Source organism: Bacteroides sp. AN502(2024) (assembly GCF_041227145.1).
Lineage (GTDB): Bacteria > Bacteroidota > Bacteroidia > Bacteroidales > Bacteroidaceae > Bacteroides.
This window is the reverse complement of sequence record NZ_JBGFSP010000003.1, coordinates 2,740,554-2,760,209: the sequence shown is the minus strand read 5'-3', so window position 1 is coordinate 2,760,209 and position 19,656 is coordinate 2,740,554. Positions and strand designations below refer to the sequence as shown.

10 protein-coding genes are annotated in these 19,656 nt (G+C 38.6%); 3 read left to right on the top strand and 7 right to left on the bottom strand.

The features are described 5' to 3' along the window. Positions 1–104 precede the first annotated feature (104 nt). Together AB9N12_RS10710 and AB9N12_RS10705 are read left to right on the top strand one after the other, a co-directional pair. Positions 105–1,778 (top strand): long-chain fatty acid--CoA ligase, encoded by a 1,674-nt coding sequence (locus tag AB9N12_RS10710; protein ID WP_369892032.1) that lies wholly within the window; start codon positions 105–107, stop codon positions 1,776–1,778. A gap of 159 nt (positions 1,779–1,937) precedes the next feature. Next, a complete protein-coding gene (locus tag AB9N12_RS10705; protein ID WP_004306615.1) occupies positions 1,938–2,159 on the top strand; it encodes a hypothetical protein in 222 nt (73 codons plus the stop codon). 205 nt (positions 2,160–2,364) lie between these two features. Here AB9N12_RS10705 and AB9N12_RS10700 read toward each other — a convergent pair whose 3' ends face one another. The 5 genes from AB9N12_RS10700 to AB9N12_RS10680 form a co-directional block, all read right to left on the bottom strand. After that, positions 2,365–4,026, bottom strand: a complete 1,662-nt coding sequence (locus AB9N12_RS10700) for a RagB/SusD family nutrient uptake outer membrane protein (protein WP_369892864.1) — start codon at positions 4,024–4,026, stop codon at positions 2,365–2,367. Between the two features lie 15 nt (positions 4,027–4,041). Continuing rightward, positions 4,042–6,795, bottom strand: a complete 2,754-nt coding sequence (locus AB9N12_RS10695) for a SusC/RagA family TonB-linked outer membrane protein (RefSeq protein WP_369892030.1) — start codon at positions 6,793–6,795, stop codon at positions 4,042–4,044. 41 nt (positions 6,796–6,836) lie between these two features. After that, complete coding sequence (locus tag AB9N12_RS10690; protein ID WP_369892028.1) at positions 6,837–8,669, bottom strand: RagB/SusD family nutrient uptake outer membrane protein; 1,833 nt, start codon at positions 8,667–8,669, stop codon at positions 6,837–6,839. Between the two features lie 21 nt (positions 8,670–8,690). After that, complete coding sequence (locus tag AB9N12_RS10685) at positions 8,691–11,855, bottom strand: SusC/RagA family TonB-linked outer membrane protein (protein WP_369892026.1); 3,165 nt, start codon at positions 11,853–11,855, stop codon at positions 8,691–8,693. Between the two features lie 216 nt (positions 11,856–12,071). Then, positions 12,072–13,292, bottom strand: coding sequence for a glycoside hydrolase family 88 protein (locus tag AB9N12_RS10680; RefSeq protein WP_369892024.1), 1,221 nt, complete (start codon positions 13,290–13,292; stop codon positions 12,072–12,074). 227 nt (positions 13,293–13,519) lie between these two features. Between AB9N12_RS10680 and AB9N12_RS10675 the strand changes: the two genes are divergently transcribed. Continuing rightward, positions 13,520–17,518 carry a two-component regulator propeller domain-containing protein gene (locus AB9N12_RS10675; RefSeq protein ID WP_369892023.1) on the top strand — a complete coding sequence of 1,333 codons (3,999 nt, stop codon included), beginning with the start codon at positions 13,520–13,522 and terminating at the stop codon, positions 17,516–17,518. Positions 17,519–17,704: 186 nt separating this feature from the next. On the opposite strand, the gene AB9N12_RS10670 is transcribed toward AB9N12_RS10675, so the two are convergent. Both AB9N12_RS10670 and AB9N12_RS10665 read right to left on the bottom strand, forming a co-directional pair. Then, positions 17,705–18,613, bottom strand: a complete 909-nt coding sequence (locus tag AB9N12_RS10670) for a sugar phosphate isomerase/epimerase family protein (protein ID WP_369892021.1) — start codon at positions 18,611–18,613, stop codon at positions 17,705–17,707. A 145-nt stretch (positions 18,614–18,758) separates the two neighbouring features. Next, entirely contained in the window at positions 18,759–19,625 is an 867-nt protein-coding gene (locus AB9N12_RS10665) for a DUF1080 domain-containing protein (protein WP_369892863.1), read from the bottom strand. Positions 19,626–19,656 lie beyond the last annotated feature (31 nt).

Here is a 19,656-nt window from a genome sequence, read left to right as displayed (position 1 = left end):
TTATAAACACATTAACTTTGCAAAGTTACACATTATTATTAGTAAAACACTTTTGGATACGAAAGTTTATTCCTACTTTTGCACAATTCACTAAAAAGCGTGCAATGATTAAAGAGAATTTCATTAAACTATACGAAAATAGTTTTCGTGAAAATTGGGATCTACCTTGTTATACAGATTATGGAGAAAATACCCAATATACTTATGGGGAAGTAGCTGAAAAAATCGCCCGTTTACATCTGTTATTCAAACATTGTAGTCTTCGCAGAGGGGATAAGATTTCAGTTATCGGCAAAAACAACGCTCATTGGTGCATCGCCTATATGGCAACCATCACGTACGGAGCAATTATTGTCCCTATCCTCCAAGATTTCACGCCTAACGATGTTCATCATATCGTTAATCATTCTGAATCCGTATTTTTGTTCACCAGTGACAGCATTTGGGACAATCTGGAAGAGGAAAAACTAGCAGGATTACGGGGAGTATTCTCACTGACTGATTTCCGGTGTCTTTATCAGCGTGACGGAGAAACCATACAGAAGTTTCTGAAAAATACCGATAAAGAAATGCATTCTTTGTATCCGAAAGGATTTACTCGTGAAGATATTCAATACACCACTTTATCTAATGACAAGGTGATGCTATTAAACTACACTTCCGGGACCACCGGTTTTAGCAAAGGAGTGATGCTGACGGGAAACAACCTTGCCGGCAATGTCACTTTCGGAATCCGTACCGAACTTCTTAAAAAAGGAGACAAAGTGCTTTCTTTCCTCCCACTTGCTCATGCATATGGCTGTGCATTCGACTTTCTGACAGCAACCGCTGTCGGCACTCATGTCACTTTGCTTGGAAAAACTCCTTCTCCTAAAATCATAATGAAGGCTTTTGAGGAAGTGAAACCCAACCTTATTATTACTGTCCCGCTAGTAATCGAAAAGATATATAAGAATATCATCCAGCCGCTCATTAATAAAAAAGGAATGAAGTGGGCACTCAATATTCCTCTGCTCGATACCCAGATATACAACCAGATACGCAAAAGACTAATGGATGCATTGGGAGGCCGGTTTAAGGAAATCATTATCGGCGGGGCTGCTATGGACAAAGAAGTAGAAGAATTCTTCCATAAAATTAAATTCCCTTTTACTATCGGTTACGGCATGACGGAATGCGGACCACTGATCAGCTATGCTCCTTGGGATGAATTCATAGCAGGCTCTTCCGGAAAAGTTCTGGATATAATGGAAGCACGTATCTATAAAGAAAATCCGGAAGCAGAAACCGGAGAGATTCAGGTTCGGGGAGAGAACGTGATGGTGGGATATTACAAAAACCCAAAAGCAACACAGGAGGTGTTCACTCAGGACGGTTGGTTACGTACCGGTGACCTCGGCAGCATGGACAACAACGGGAATATTTTTATCCGGGGACGACTCAAGACCATGATCTTAAGTTCAAACGGGCAGAATATTTTCCCTGAAGAGTTGGAAACAAAACTGAACAACCTGCCTTTCATTCTTGAAAGTCTCGTTATCGAGCGCAACAAAAAATTAGTAGCACTCGTTTATGCCGATTATGAAGCATTGGATTCTCTCGGGTTAAACAACCCCGATAGCCTGAAAACAATCATGGATGAGAATCTTAAGAACCTGAACAGCAATGTAGCCGCTTATGAAAAAATCAGTAGAATCCAGCTTTACCCAACAGAATTTGAAAAAACTCCTAAAAGAAGCATAAAAAGATACTTATATAACAGTATTGCTGTCGATTAGCATGTTCTAAAACATATAAAAGAGAAGAAAAAGGGGTTAGTTAGAAAAAAATATATAAAAAAAGTTGGCATTTCGAGAACAACCTATTGAAAAAGTGCATACCTTTGCACCGTTTTAATAAAGCAATTGATTGTATTACGTTTTTAAAAAGCAAAGAAAATGAAAAAATTAGTTTTGATGGCCGTAGCTATCGTAGCAGTATCATTCGCATCATGTGGTAACAAAGCAGCTGACGCAGCAAAAGCAACTGCAGATTCTATCCGTATTGCTGACTCAATCGCAGCAGTAGAAGCAGCAGCTCTTGAAGCAGAACAAGCAGCAGCCGCAGCAGCAGATTCTTTGAATGCTGATAGCACTGCAACAGAAACTGTAGCTGAATAATTCGGGATATTCAGTGAATGTCACTCTTTATAAATTAAGAGAAAAGTCTTACTCTTCGTGGGCTTTTCTCTTAATTTTTTTCAACAAAGTCTCAAATCTTCTATCCTTTTTCAATTAAGGTAATACCGATTCCACATCGCCATAGTTAAAAACATGCTATTGGAGCATTCTCTCCTATCGGAGAGACACTCCAATAGTTTCATAATTACCACCCGGGATTCTGTCCCAGATTCATATTTTTAAAACGTTCAGTATTTGGTATAGGATAAAAATACATATTATCTGTTACCACACGAGTTTCGAGCAGGAATTTCTCATAATTGATAGTCTCATTATTCTTCGTTATTTTTACCCCATATATATTAGCCGTCTCTTTCAGTTCCTTCCAACGACGGACATCCCAAAAACGATGACCTTCAAAAGCCAATTCAACACGACGCTCATTCTTCAGGCGTTTCACGAAATCCTGTTCTGTAATATCCGACGGAAGTCCGGGCAACGCAATATTCGTACGACCACGAACCAGATTCACCGCTTCACGTGCACTCATATTATAAACTGCATCTTTATAATTGGGGTTATGAAAGGCATTAATCATAGCTTCTGCATAATTAAGCAAAATCTCACCATAACGGAATAACACCCAATTATGCTGTTTTTTCGTAACAGTGCTACCAGCTTCGAAACTAATCGTATTATTTACATACTTTTTCAAATAATATCCTGTCGTGGTGGCATTCTGCAGTGGCAGTCCGTTTGCTCCTCCTTCCCATATTTCCACAGGATCTACAGGCCATTTCATTCCATTGCAAACAATCGTATATTTCATACGAGGATCACGATTATCATACGGATTTGCCTGATGGTCATCCCATACAAAAGGAGTACCGTCTTTCATATCATATGCTTCCATCAAGTTTTGTGTCGGACAAGTAGATGTCTTTCCACCCTCGACCCCAATAGGATAATTAGCTTTTTCAAAGCTCCCACTCTCTCCTGTCGGACGATACAATATAACCTCTGCTTTTTTATTATTTTCATCATTAAATATCTGAGGATAAGGAACTAAATCTAAGCCTAAATCATCTTTCTGTTTTATAATATCATAAGCAGCTTCTGCAGCCAGCTTCCATTTGTCCTCACTATTCTCCGAAAACAAGGGACTAGCCATATACAAAGTAACACGTGACTTTAATGCCATAGCGGCTGCTCTCGTAACACGTCCTTTTTCTTTCGCACTGAAATTATTATAATCTACAGGTAAGATATGAGTAAGTTCCGAACACTCATCCACAATAAATTTAGCAATCTTTTCATAGGATTCAGAATTTACTCCGTTCGCTTCATCTTGCGACAAAACATTTAGGACAAAAGGAATATTACGATAACGTTTGATTAATTCAAAATAGAAATAAGCTCTAAGAAAACGAACTTCATATTGATAATTAGTAAACTCTTTCATTATATCCTCATAATCATCCGAATATTTCCATTCATCAAATGTCAGTCCGGCAGTCTCTTTCAAATAGAAATTGGCAGCACGAATTCCTTCGTAATAATGTGCCCACACATTATCCACCAAATTATTGGCAGACCATGTACCGTCCACAAACCGTTGGATATTAGAAGAGTTGTAAATATGAACAGCATCATCCGTAGCTGCATCCAGCATAGCTCCGTCTATGGAACAAAAGTCTGCCTTTAAGAAGCCATATACATTGGTTACCAATTGCTTCACACGAGTATAGCTATCAAGCACCTCTTGTTTGGTAAAGTTATCAGACTCGTCGCAATCCATAAAATCACACCCTGTCATCATCAATAAAGATAGAAGCAGTATTATATTTTTAGTCCTTATTTTTTTCATCATTGTCTCTTCAATTTAGAATTGTAAATTAAAACCAAATGTATATTGTTTCATCGCAGGATGAGTAGCTCCCAATGCCTCCGGATCAGCAATATCAATACCGTCCAAACATAACAGATCGTGTCCGCGAACATAAAACTTCACGGATTTTACAACGTTCTGCTTACGTAACCATTTATCGGGTAATCGATAATAAACTTCTAATGTCCGTAACTTCAAAAATGAAGCATCTGCCACCCATAATGAGTTATTATTATAATTATTGGCTGATCCCAATGTGGTTAGTCTGGGTAAGGTTCCGTTCGGATTATTTTCACTCCAACGATTTTCCCAATAATACCTGGAAATTGTATTGTTATTAATCAACGGGCGATATACACTCCGTGTATTTAACACCTGGCTATAATTGGCCACTCCCTGAAATTGCGCCAAAATTCCCAACCTTTTGTATTCAGCACCTAAATTAAAGCCATAATAAATCTCCGGACATATAGCATTATATCCCATAGCAACTTGATCATATTGATCAATCCGTTTATCGCCATTCTGATCTTTGAGTTTTAAATCACCGGAGTGTACCTCTGATAAATACTGTTTTACCTCACGTTGATCTATTTCTTCCTGATTCTTATAGATTCCCTCTACTTCATAACCAAATAGTTGACCGACACGATGCCCTGTACGTTCCAGATAATCATACGGACGGTATTCCTCATTCATATTGATAATTTTACTCCGATTGAACGAGAATTGTCCGCCTATCTGATAACTGAACTCACCTATCCGGTCATTCCACCCTGCCATTAATTCCACTCCATAACTATTGACAATACCATCATTACGCTTGGGAACAGTCATTCCGAATACAGAAGAAATCGCATTACCACCATCAACCAGAATATCTGTCCGATGATCATAATATCCATCAATAGTTAATGAAAACTTTTTCCACGCCATGAAATCCAAGCCAACATTCAACTTATGCGACTTTTCATAAGTAAGTCCGTCCACAGCAATCTGCTTCTCAGTCATGCCACTTTGGCTGGCCGGAGTATCTTTGAAATAATAACTGTTACCACTTCCCATATAATACTTATACAGATTTATACCAAAATCCGCCCTTCCGGCTATACCATAAGACGCTCTTAATTTTAAGAAATCAACCGATTTTCCTTTCATCCAACTTTCTTCCGAAAGAATCCAACCAAGTCCTATTGACGGAAACATCCCCCAACGGTGATTCGGTTCTAAAACACTGGACGCCGAACCGGATAAAGCAAAATCAAGCAAATAACGGTTCTTATAACTATAATGTGCCTGCCCAACCACATCCATATAGGCCCGAGATGCATTCTGTCCATCACGGTCCATACGATCCATGGCATAAAGTAAAACAGTATTCAGCCGATGTACTCCCCAATTTCTATCATAATTCAATTGGGCATTAAAGTTAAAGCGGCGAACAATTTCTCCCGTACTGCTACTAAAATTCAAGGAAGATTCATTACGCAATTTTTTATATTGGTCTTCTTCTCCATCCCATCCTTTCACTAAAGATTCGTAAGCAAAATCACGAGTATTGGAATCCCAGTAACTGGCATCGCTGTCAAGTCCCACCCGAACAGAAACAAATAGTCCGGAAGCAAGAGCACTCAAATCCTGCTGAATATTCATATCGGCATGCAAAGCACGATTTTGTGAACGCGCATATCCCTTACCCGAAATAAGAGCAATTGGATTGTTGGAATAAATAGTAGAACCTCCCCATACATCGTTCTTTGTTTTAACAGGAAACGCTCCTGAAGGGACCTGATACAAAGCTGTGAAAATATCATCTATCTGTGCACCGGGACGATTGTGTTCCGAAAAGTTACCTAACATACTTAGCTGTACCTTCGTTGTCTTAGTAGCCTGTATATCAAGATTAGTCCGTATATTCAACTTTGAGAATTTAAACTGCGTGGAGTAATCTTCATTATCATTGGTCGGCCTCAGAATTCCCTGATCATTCAAATAATTCAACTGTGCATAATATTGCACTTTGTCACCGCCTCCTTGAATAGAGAAGTTCGTATTATGACCCAAACTATGATTCCGCAAAGCCTCTCCCCACCAATCTACGTCCGGATAAAAATCCGGATAAGTGCGATCTCTAAACGCGTCCAGTTCACGCTGGATGTAACGGGGAGTGAGTTGATCGTTTTTCAGACCTTCATTCAAAGCTTGAGCATAAGTATATCCATCTACCATCTCCGGCAAACGGACAGGAGTCCCCATATTAAACTCATAATTGAAATTAATGACCGGTTTGCCAACCTTTCCACGTTTCGTGGTAACATAAACCACCCCGTTAGCTCCTCGTATCCCATACAGTGCTAAAGCAGCGGCGTCTTTCAAAACAGACACTGATTCTATTTCCTGTACAGTCAAGTCTGATATGGAACGCACAAAGCCATCAATCAATATCAACGGACTTTTACTATTGGTGGTCCCCAAACCACGTATATACATAGTAGCACCATCTGCCCAGGAACTTCCGGCATTCTGCAACACATATAGTCCCGACACAGAACCAAACAATGAATTAGAAGGATTAATGCTCGTTTTATGAGATAATTGCCCTGCTGTCACCATTCCTCCTGCAGTAGTGGATTCTTTCCAGTCAACCGTAATACTCCGGCCATACTGCTGTATGCTGTCTGTTGCTTGTGCCAGCATATTTGCCGACACCAGCAAACCTATCATTACTAATTTTATAGCTTTATTCATAGTATTCTTTTTTTCTTTAATTCTTAGAATGATTTTCATTATCACCACCCCGGATTTTGCACTAATCCATATTCCTTATTCACTTCCTTATCCGGAAATGCACTCAGATACCATTTGGCAGAAAATCCTCCAGGCTTTTGCCATGCTCTTTCCGGCAACTGCGGAAAATCAAATTTATATTTTCCGGTAGTTTTATGACGATACACATTGATTCCATGCAAATGTTTTGTAAAATCTGTTTCACGTTTCCAACGTATTAAATCAAAGAAGCGGTTTTCTTCCCATACAAATTCACAAGCACGTTCCCGAAGCACTGCCTCACGAAATTCCGTTTTTTCATCCTGCTCTCCTTTCAATACCAACCCCGGCAAACCAACGCGTTCCCTAACAGCATTGATATACTGATATGCTTCAGTGGTACGACCACATTCATTCAAAGCCTCTGCATAAGCAAGATATACTTCGGCCAAACGTAAATAAGGCCAATGAATTACACGGTTATTATACTCCCCTTTCCGGTCAAGAGCAAATTTACGACCGGCAATCCCTGTTGACAAACTTTTGCTATCCAAATTGTTCTTATTCCAATCCGCTCCTTTAGGATAATTGACTTTATCATGAGGATCTTCTTTATACACTTTAGCCTTTCTACCTTGAAAATCATCACCATCCAACAAGATTGTTTCACACAAACGAGGATCACGATTAATGAAAGGATTTTGCCTGTGAACAGGATTATCCCAATCAAAATCATCACCATTTGCCATTGGGAACAGGTCAAAACATTCTTTTGTCGGACACCATGCACCCCAACGAAGACTTTGTAGCAATGTACTAATATTATTTGTTCTGAAATGCCTACGCACGGAAATCAGACTCTCTGTAGTACCTCTTGTATAATATGCATCCTGAAATGCCTGCCGAACCGTATTTTTAGTTGCCGTTTCTTTGTGTACCAATTCATAAAAACCTTGTTGTTTCAAAGATTTAAAGAAATCTTCTCCCGCTTTTGCCGCATCTTTCCAACGTTGCTCACTATAACCACCGAACCAAGTCATGAATTTATCAGAAGCTTCCCCAGGAAAATAGGGCTTATCAGAATTAAACAACGGACTGGCAACGAATAACAGTACTCTTAACTTTAATCCCATGGCAGCCGCTCCTGTCATACGTCCACTCTCATTACTCAAATCATCTTCCGGCAAAGCCCAAGGCAATTCTTTGCACGCAATAGCCTCATCCAACAACCGGATAATGAAATCCACGGTCTGTTGCAAAGTTGCACGCTCCGGCAACCCTATTTCTTCCGGCATAATAGCATGGTCAACAATAGGCAATGCTCCATAATGGCGTAACATTTCCGAATACTGCACAGCAATGGTAATTTTAGCCTCTGCCTTCAAGCGCGCCTTTTCTTCTGCCGTCATATCCGGTACCCGGTCTACATTATTAATAAAGACCCATGCATGACGAATTCCTTTCCATGGATCACGTGCATACATATTATATTTAGTCGCATGAGCCTCTCCACCTGACGCGTCTTCACTGCCGGCGTTATAAAGCCCTGAATAATACAACTTGTCCGCTCCTGCATAACCAACGTATGATTGTGCCAAATCCGTTAATGATTCTATTGAGCCCACACGCATCGAAGTCGAATTATTATAGCCAGTACTAAAGCCATAAGGCAATTTTGAATAGGCATACCATAATACTCTCCGAGCATACTCTGCCGTCGAGAAAATAGTATCAATCGTTACATCCCCGCTAGGAGGCTTTTGAAGAAACTTCTCCCCTAAAGCAAAATCCTCACATGATGTAAAAAAGACAAAAGCAAGCAGCAACAGATGAATGTATTTTCTTATCTTTTTCATAACTAATTCTATTTTAATAAATTAAAATCCTACTTTCAAGCCCATATTTACGACCATTACCACCGGGTACATTGCATTACCGTTGGGACGAGATTCCGGATCCACGATTTTCAATTTATCAAGTGTCAACAAGTTATAACCTGTTGCAAAAACTCTCAGACTTCCTATATTGATTTTGTTCAATATCTTTTTAGGGAAACTATATCCTATCTCTACATTTTTCAGACGCAAGTAAGAAGCGTCACGTAACCATAAATCCGAATCTCTGTAATTATTTACTTTATTCGTAAACGAAATGGCAGGTGCTTTAGCCGAATTTCCTCTTTCCGGGGTCCACATGTCATCTATCATATATTTCATTAATGAACGGGAATCTGTAGCCCCAAACGGTTCACGGAAAATATCACCCAATAAACGGGAAACTTTTGTTGCACCGGACCATGTCATACTGAAATCGAATCCTTTATAGGAGAATCCCAAATTAACTCCTCCTGTAAGAAGGGGATAGACAGGATAACCGATAGCAGCAACATCATACTGATCTATTTTATGATCCTCATTTAAATCCTTATATTTCACATCACCAGGTTTAGGAGTATATCCTGTTCCATGATCCGGTATAGACTTACCACGTTCAGTCTCATACTTTGCCACATCCTCTTCTGAAAAGAATCCATCGTATTTATACCCCATTTGTTGCCCAACCGGCTTGCCGGTCTTTCTCATATAATCATAAGGATAGGGAACTTCATCTTGAAAAACAATTTTGTTTTTAGCATAGGCCAGATTGAACCCTATATGGTATCTAAAATCATGAATTCTGTCCCGCCAGTTTACACTTAGTTCATATCCTTTATTGTCAACTTTTCCAATATTGGCAATAGGTAAATTTGCAGCTAAATAAGTTGGCAGAACCTTACGATTCGTAAGAATGTCCTTACGACGTTCTATAAAATAATCAAAATTAACTTTCAGCTTACTGTTAATGAAATAAGCATCCACCCCATAGTTCTGCTTGGCAGCTGTTTCCCAAGTTACGCTCGGATTACCAATTTTACTTTCCATTGCCCCCTTCCACGCTGTAGATATGGAGTTTCCAAAGTAATAACTCCCAGTCGACGGATCGTAAGAATCTGGCAGATAGAGGAAGCGGTAGTTACCGCTCACACGATCATTACCCACTATACCGTAAGAAACGCGAAATTTTAAATAGCTCAACCATGGCTTTAAAGGCTGCATAAAGTTTTCCTCTGTCAGCACCCAACCAGCTGATGCCGCAGGAAAAAAGCCGAACCGCTTGCCAGGTGCAAAATTCTCAGAGCCATTATATCCCACGTTCATTTCAACCATATAACGGGTTTTCCAATCATAAGTAGCACGTCCTACCAAACCGATATAACTTCGGGGGATAGATTTAAATTCTTCTGGATCGCTATCCGGATAATATTTCATTGTCTGGTTGTACATGGCCAAAGCTGAAACATGATGATCACCAAAATCACGTTTATAATTCATAGCAACCTCCATATACCAGTCTCTGCTCCGACTCGTACTCTCCGAATACTGAAGATTAGTCTGATCTCCTACTTTGCGCAAATTCACTGTACTATCTTCATTTAGTATCGTCTCATAATGAGGATAAGACGTTTTACGCAACTTTTTCAAAGTCACGCCACTATTATAAGATGCTTTCACATGCGCTTTCAAACCTTTAGTGATGAAATTCAATTTCTGCTCCAACATAAAATCAAAATTCAATACATTCCCTGCTGAAGTATTATATCCTTTTCCATAATATGGATAAAGTCCATCTCTTACAGCACCCGGCAGACTGAATTCCTTAGTATCAGGCCATATCCATTTTCCATCCATAACACCTACTCCCGACATAGGAATAGCCCAATAAATATCACGGAACAATAATCCGATATCACTGCTACCTTCATAATTCGGTGTACGCTTATCATTAACACGTCCACCTAAATTCATACGCATCAATGTGGTCTTCGTCAAATCCAAATCCAGATTTATACGATAGTTGTAACGGTTATATTTAAAGTTACCATCATACTCTTTCTCAAACGATTTAAATAAACCATCTTGTGTCAATACACCCAAGGAAGCAAAATAACGGACTCCTTTTGTTCCACCGGAAATAGAAAAATTATGTTGCGTCTGCAACGCTACATTCTTTATTAACATATCCACCCAATCTGTGTCCGGATAAGCCAAAGGATTGCTGTGCGTCCGGTAAGCCTCAATCGCTTCATCCGTAAAAGCAAAACCACTCTCTATTCCATCCCGACGCTGGGCATTGACATATGTACTTGCATACTCATAACTATTGGCAAATTCCGGCATACGGGTCGGCATTTGTAATGAATAAGAAGTAGAGACATTTATTTTAGGTTTCCCTTCTTGTCCCCTTTTCGTTGTTACCAAAATAACACCATTAGCACCACGGACACCAAATACAGCCGTTGACGAAGCATCCTTCAAAATAGAAATATCTTCAATCTCATTAGGATCAAGTTGATTGAACGAACGTTCTACTCCATCTACCAAAACAAGTGGTGAGGATAATCCTTCTGTCAACGAACCGACACCACGAATATACATTGTTGCATCATCCGCCCCCGGCTGTCCGGTTTGCTGCACGGTGGACAACCCCGGCAATTTACCGGTCAATGCGTTGGAAATACTTGAGACCGGTGATTTAAGAATTTCTTCTGTACCCACAGATGAGATAGCGCCCGTCACAGTCACTTTCTTCGTAACGCCATAAGCTACCACTTGTACTTCCTGCAACTGCAAAACATCTTCAGACAATTCTACCTTCAAAGTAGACTCACCTTTATAAACAATCTCTTTATTATTATATCCGACATAAGATATGACAATTGTCGCACCAACAGGAACATCCAGTTTAAAATTCCCGTTCATATCTGTTATCACGCCTTTACCGGCATCCTTCACCACGACGCTGGCACCTATTATAGGCTCACCCTTATCAGTTACCGTACCAACCACTGTCTTACTTCTCTGTTGCGTAATGCCCGTTTCAACAACCGTACTTCCCGACACATACTTCTCTGAAGAAAATACCTGTTGTCCAAACACAAAAGACATTGCTAGCAGACATACCCATTTTTGGGGTATCTTCATTGGAGTGAAAAAGTCTTTCATTGCATTTAAATTTAAGTTATTATAATAATTAAAATCCATCAAACTGAAAAACAGAACTTGGCAGAACCGTTTATTCATACCGCGAATATAATTTGAAACAGGGAAATCAAAAACACAAAAATGTACATAAGAAGTACGAGAATCATACTCATCTATTCTCCATCTTACCCTTGTACAAAAAACTACCTTTTTAGTACAATAAACACCATTACAATGCTATTTATAGGCCGATTTACCTTTAACTTTTATGTCACAATCCCTTTTTCGTTTCAACGCTTCTAAAAAATAATAGTCTGCATAATTCAAGGGAACATCAATTTCGTTTCCGTGCGGATAACTCCCTACAGAATGCATCAATAAAAAATTGTGGTTCTCGCCAATTTTACCCCGATAATCTGATGATGATAAAGAATGCATTATTCTATCCGCTGTCTTTTTATATTCCGCCTTATTTGAATACATGCTCAATTCATACAAAGCAGCAGCCATAATGGCAGCAGAAGAAGCATCTCTTAATTCATGAGGTATATTTACTGAGTCAAAATCCCAATAGGGAACTAAATCTTCTGGAAAATTAGGATGCGTACAAATGAATTCATAAACAGTTTCCGCCTGTTCAAGATATTTTAACCGCCGTGTATATCTGTAGCACATTGTGTATCCATAGATAGCCCAGGCTTGTCCACGCGCCCAGGCTGATTCGTCGGAATATCCCTGAGCAGTGCAACGGCTTCTCACCTTACCTGTTCTCATATCATAATCAACGACATGATAAGAACTTCCATCCATACGAAAATGATTCTTTAAAGTCACATCTGCATGTGAAACCGCCATATTATAAAAGGTAGAATCACCTGAAAGGGAAGTTGCCTCAAAAAGAATTTCCAAATTCATCATATTATCAATGATAACAGGACACTCCCAACCTCTTTGTGACTGCCACCCTGTAGAGGTATTCCATGATTGGATCACTCCGGCTCCAGACCGAAACCGAGTGGAAAGAGACCTGGCCGCTTGCACGACAATTGAATCGTATGCCTCCTGCCCCATACGTATACCATTTAAATAGCTACATCCTATAATAAATCCGATATCATGATGAGAGGTTATATATTGCTGTTTTTTCAGAACTTCTGTATACTTTTTCGCCAATAGTTTCCATTTCTTATCTCCCGTAAGATTATACAAATACCAAAGACTTCCTGGGAAAAAGCCCAAAGTCCAGTCCCATGCATAACGAGCATATACTATATTTCCTTTAGAATCTACCGTACGAGGTGCCCAAAGCTTATCATTTTTCTCCAATTTTTCTATCAACAAATCGTATTGTGCCGCTGCATACTCAACGTTTTCTGAAAGATCATCTTTCCCCATCCTTTCACAAGCATGCATAATAGAAAAAAACAAGACCATACAAATTGAAACAATACTTTTCATAACAATTCATTCTACTTTGAGAAAACAAAAATACGCAAGCCAATCACAAAGAAGGGATCATATATGTACAAAAAGAGGATACTAAATATATATCATGCGGCAAGAAACAGAGATGTACAATACACGACAAAAAATGTACAATAAGCGACAAAAAAGAGAATATGCAAATCCTCTTTATTTAGTATAAAACTATATATTTGTAATTTAGATATTAAGATCTGGAAAATATGAAAAACAGGATTATACTTATTTTTTTCTTACTAATAGGCACATTATCAGGAAAAGCACAAAATATATCATTTCTTCACCTGACCACCGACGACGGTCTGCCCAATAATTCCATTTCTTCTATTTATCAAGATGAACGTGAATTCATGTGGTTCGGTACTCGCAATGGAATCGGCGTATACAATGGGAAAAAAATTAAAATCTATCAAAAGGAAAAAGATATTTCCAACAGTATCTTATACAATGACATATATCATATTACCGGTGATCGAAACGGACACGTTTTTATTATGACTAACAGAGGCATCTCCGTTTATGATATAAAAAAAGACTTATTTAGTACTATAACCAGAAATAATATGAGCGCTCAGTTCTTCTCTGGTCATTTATATGCTGCCACATCCAAACAAATCTTCAAATACAACGGAAACAAACTGGAGCCTTTCTATACAATTCCGGATAACGAAGGATATATCAGAAAACTATATATACATAACGATTCCATACTCATCGGAAGTGACCGGGGAGTATATATACTAACTCCCCAAAAAGAATTAACCCATCCTATTACCACAGGAAATATTTCTGATATTTTCAGAGATAGTAATGGAGAATATTGGATAACTGCAAGTTCCGGTCATGGTGTATACCGCATTCAAGGCGAACAAATCAGCAGGTTTCAGTGCAAAGAGGAAGATCCGACAACAATCAGTTCCAATTTTACTCACAGGTGTTGCGAAGACACAGAAGGAAACATTTGGATAGGAACTTTTAACGGGTTAAACAAATATAACAAAAATACCGGAAAATTCACCAGATATTTTAAGCAGGAACATAACAAAAGTTTAAGCCATTCCTCCATCTGGGGGTTATACTGTGACAAACAAGGGACCATCTGGATAGGAACCTATTCCGGTGGTATTAATTATTTCAATCCGCAAAAACAAATTTATCGCGAATATCAGACTTCTTCCAAAGAGGGGGAAGGATTAAGTTCTCCCATTATCGGACGTATGCTGGAGGATGGCGAAGGAAACTTATGGATATGTACCGAACGGGGAGGAATCAATAAATATAATCCTGCTACCCAAACTTACAAACGTTATCTAAGCAAAGATGTTTCCGGTAATCTGCCACACGATAATGTAAGGGCTATCTACTATGATTCTCTGCAGCATGTATTATGGCTTGGCATACATCTAAAAGGGCTAAACAGACTGGATATGAAGACCGGACATTTCACTCAATATAAAAATAAAAAAGAAGATAGCAGTTCTCTCCCCTCCAATCTCGTGGAAGATATTATTCCTTATCAGAAACAGTTGATACTGGCCACAGCAAATGGAGTCACATTATTCGATCCACAAACAGGAAAATGCAGATTATTATTTCAAGACAAGAATGCACTTTATAATACGATATCCACTATAGGGCTGACTTTAGACCACGAAGGTACATTATGGATAGCCAACAATAACAGCGGAGCGTGTGCTTATCATTTTGACAGTCAGAAATTCTCCATTTACAGACATAAGAACGGCAATAACAACAGCCTCAGCAGCAACAGCATCAATTCCATTTACGAGGATAGTCAAAAAAGGCTCTGGTTTTGTACAAACGAGAATGGATTAGATTTGTACAGAAAAGAGACTGATGATTTTATCAACTTCGATAAACGCAAAAACGGGCTTGCCAGCAATGTAATATATAATATTTGCGAACTGTCACCTGAAAAATTGTTAGTGACAACAGATAAAGGATTCTCAATACTGGATTATCGACAAAAAAAATTCAGGAACTATGATGATCTTCCCTTAAGCTGCATAAGTGAAAATGCGCTCTATAAAAGCCGGAAAGGAGAAATATTTATCGGTGGAACCACCGGAATGATTTCTTTCCAAGAAAAAGACCTGGAACAGACGCCACGATCTTATCGCATATATCCATATCGTCTGACAGTGAACGGAGAAAATATCCATACAGGAGATCAAAGTGGAATATTACCCCAGAATATTACATATACCCCCAAAATAACTCTGAAATCTACTCAAAACGTTTTCAACATCGAATATACAACTACGGATTACATACCTTTCCACAAAAATAAAATTATTTATCAACTGGAAGGTTTCTCCGACACATGGAATGTATTGGAGCAAAACACCATTACATATACCAATCTTGCTCCCGGCAATTATACGTTAATTGTAAAAGCAGAAAACGTAAACGAAAAATTGGTTCCACCAAGTCGATTGCAAATAGAAATATTACCTCCTTTTTATCGTACGATATGGGCCTATCTGGCATACATCATAAGTATTATCATACTTACATATTACATCATACATGCATATCATCGTCGTCTAAAATTACAAGAATCTCTTAAATACGAAAAAAGACATATCGAAGATATCGAACAACTAAATCAGGCAAAACTGCATTTTTTCACCAACATATCCCACGAATTCCGAACACCGTTAACACTTATTATCGGGCAAGTGGAAATGTTGCTACAAGTACGTTCTTTTAACCCTAATATATACAATAAAATTTTGGGAGTATACAAAAGTTGTCTGCAATTAAGAGAACTTATAACCGAATTACTGGATTTTCAGAAACAAGAACAGGGATATATGACCATCAAGGTCAGCGAACACAATATAGTTCATTTTATATATGAACACTATCTGCTCTTTCAGGAATATGCGGCACAACGCCAAATCACTTTTAATTTTGAAAAAAGCAGTGACAATATCAGGGTATGGTTTGATGCCAGACAAATGCAAAAAGCCATCAATAATGTTATTTCCAATGCATTCAAATATACCCAAGCAGGGGGAACAATATCTATCGCGGTCAGGAAACGAAATCAGGAAGTACTCATTGAAATAACGGACAACGGTTCAGGCATTGCTAAAAAAGATATTGATAAGATTTTCAATCGTTTCTATCAAGCAGATGTAGATTCTCTACCACACACCGGTACAGGTATTGGTCTGGCTCTCACCAAGGGAATCATCGAATTGCATCATGGAAGTATTGATGTGTCCAGTGAGCTTGGAGAAGGGACAACTTTCCGTATCCATCTAATGACAGGAAAAGAACATTTCACAAACGAGCAGCTCTGTGAAAGTTCCCACATTTCTTATTCGGACGAACTCCCCAATCTGAATTTAGTCGCTCAAGAATGTCCTGTACAGGAGCAGGAAACCATAGATAACGAGAGCATATCAAAAGAAAAAAAACATAAAATACTAATCGTAGAAGACAATGACTCACTTAGGGAAATGTTAGTTACTATTTTTAAACCACTTTATAGAGTCATTACTGCTATTAACGGTAAAGAAGGGTTGGAAAAAACATGTTCGGAAATGCCTCATATCGTTATCAGTGACATCATTATGCCTGAAATGTCCGGAACTCAGCTTTGTCTGGCCATCAAACAAAATTTCGATACCTGTCACATTCCTGTTGTTCTGTTAACCGCCAAAACAGCCATTGAACACAATCTGGAAGGTTTAAAAATGGGAGCAGACGACTATATCACCAAACCATTCAATATCAACATTTTATTATCAAGATGCAATAACCTCGTTAATAATCGGATTATGTTGCAAGAAAAATTCAGCAAACAACCGCAAGTAAATATTCAAATTCTGACTAATAATATGCTGGATAAAAAATTCATAGATAAAGTCACAGAAATTATTGAAAACGAAATTGATAATGTAAATTTTAGTGTAGACCAACTCGTTACTCAAATGGGCATTGCCCGAACCAAACTATTTACTAAACTAAAAGCGATAACAGGACAAACACCCGGTGACCTTATCATGACTATCCGATTGAAACGCGCTGCATATCTGTTAAAGAACAATCCTGAATTAAATATATCAGAGATATCAGACCGAACAGGATTTAGCATTCCAAAATATTTTAGCAAATGCTTCAAGGAAAAATATCATGTAACTCCACAAGCTTATAGAAAGCAGGATTAAGAAGAGATACCCCACTTTTTTCTTAATAAATCGGTATAAGTCTTGCATAAACTACCTACTTTTGTAGCAAACAACCATTCGTTCCACCTAGGTAGAACTAAACAAACACCATGGTAGAACCCAACGGATAACCTAGGTGGAACGAAAGAACAACCTTGGTAGAACGAATTAATAATAGTAATTACGCTATTTAGCGTATGAACTGTTCACAAAAGAAGCGTTCAATAAATAATCCAAACTTACTTCCACACTCTTCTCTACCGGCATACTATAATTCTCGATTTCAGCAATGAGATAGTTAACACCCGCTGTTTTTGCATTCTTAAAGATTGCATCAAAACCTACCATTCCACTTTGTCCGATCTCTCGGTGATCTTTCACATGGAATATCTTGAAGCGACCGGGATATTTATTAAAATAATCAACAGGACTACTCTGTCCGCGAACTACCCAATAAAGATCCATCTGAAAGAAAACATATTCAGGATTCGTATGTTCCAGCATATAATCATACATCACTTTATCTTCTACTTTCTGAAATTCATGAGCGTGATTGTGATATCCGAACAACAAACCTTGTTGTTTGCAACGCTTGCCTACCTCATTATAATATGCGCAATACGTATCCAGCTCCTTGAGTGTCTTAGGTACATCCATCCAAGGAGCTACAATATATTTCATACCGGCAGCTTTATGATCAGCGATACACTGACTCCACCATTCTAGTGATTTCGAATAGTCACCGGAAGCAAGTTCTTCTTTCGACAGCCCACGTGTACAGTGCGAAGACAAAACTTTTAATCCGGCCGATTCAACATCTTTTTTAAATTGTTGAGGAGTCCGGCCATAAAATTTACCGTTGTTATAATTGGCAGCTTCAACACCGGTATATCCCATATTTGCCAATTTCTTCAGCAGAGCAGTATAAATGGGGTCACACTTACCATCTTTGTTGTCAACCTTATTTAATATATCTCTGACAGAATAGAGTTGAATCGCTACTTCTTTTTTTGCTTTCTTCTTGGTTTGTGCTATCATTGCCTGCGGAATCATGAAAAGAGCAGCCAACGCACAGATATAAATTTTAGTTTTCATATAATAGATATCAGGAGGGACAATTATTCAGATTTACATAGAAAAAACAGGCACAGATTATACAGACTTCACGATTGCGCCATGACAATCGCCATTCAAAAAAACGTGAAGTACATATAACCCGTGCCTTTTTATCGCTATTTGATTAGTCCAAAATTTTCACGCGGATGTTGCGATACCAAACATCATCACCGTGATCTTGCAGACCTATGAAACCTTCGTGATTTTCACCACCACAATTATTCAGCAATTCAAATGCCAAAGGCCATTTTTCTTCGCTGAACTTACTTGCCTGCAACATATCAGTCCATTGTTTTGTCCACAAATGATATTCAAGTACATTTTCATCATTTTGTCCGTGAACAACTGTACCTTTATAAACCATAATCTTAGCCTTGTTCCATTCGCCAAACGGTTTAGAATTTTGAGGAACTGCCGGAATCATGTCATACAAAGAAGCTGACTGACGATTGTTATCCTTCCCCAATTTAGCATCCGGATGATTGGCATTATCCAAGATCTGATATTCAGGTGCAGAAATATAAATAGGTTCAAGCACATCATTACCGTCTTTGTCTTTAGAAGTAACTTCCTGAGCTAAATACAGAATACCTGAATTACTACCTTTAGCAACCTTCCATTCCAACTCCAATTCAAAGTTTTTAAATTTGTGAGCAAAGATCAAATCGCCCCCATCACCGTCTTGAGCTTCACCGCCGCCAGTTCCGTTAAATTTGATACAACCATCTTCGATGGTCCATTTGGAAGGGACACGGTCTTTTCCATAACCACGCCATCCGTTAAACGTCTCACCATCAAAGATCATGATATAACCATCTTTATCAACAGGCAGATTCAAACTATCTGTTTCCGGTGCTTTTAATGATTTAGAGTAAGACAATGCAACTGTGCTCTGTTCTTCCGGAGCATTTGTTTTTTTCTGACCACCGCAAGAAGCAAAAACTCCCGCAGCAAGACAACAACAAGCTAATGGATAAAATACATTTTTCATGATAATAACAATTTTATTTTTATCTTTCATT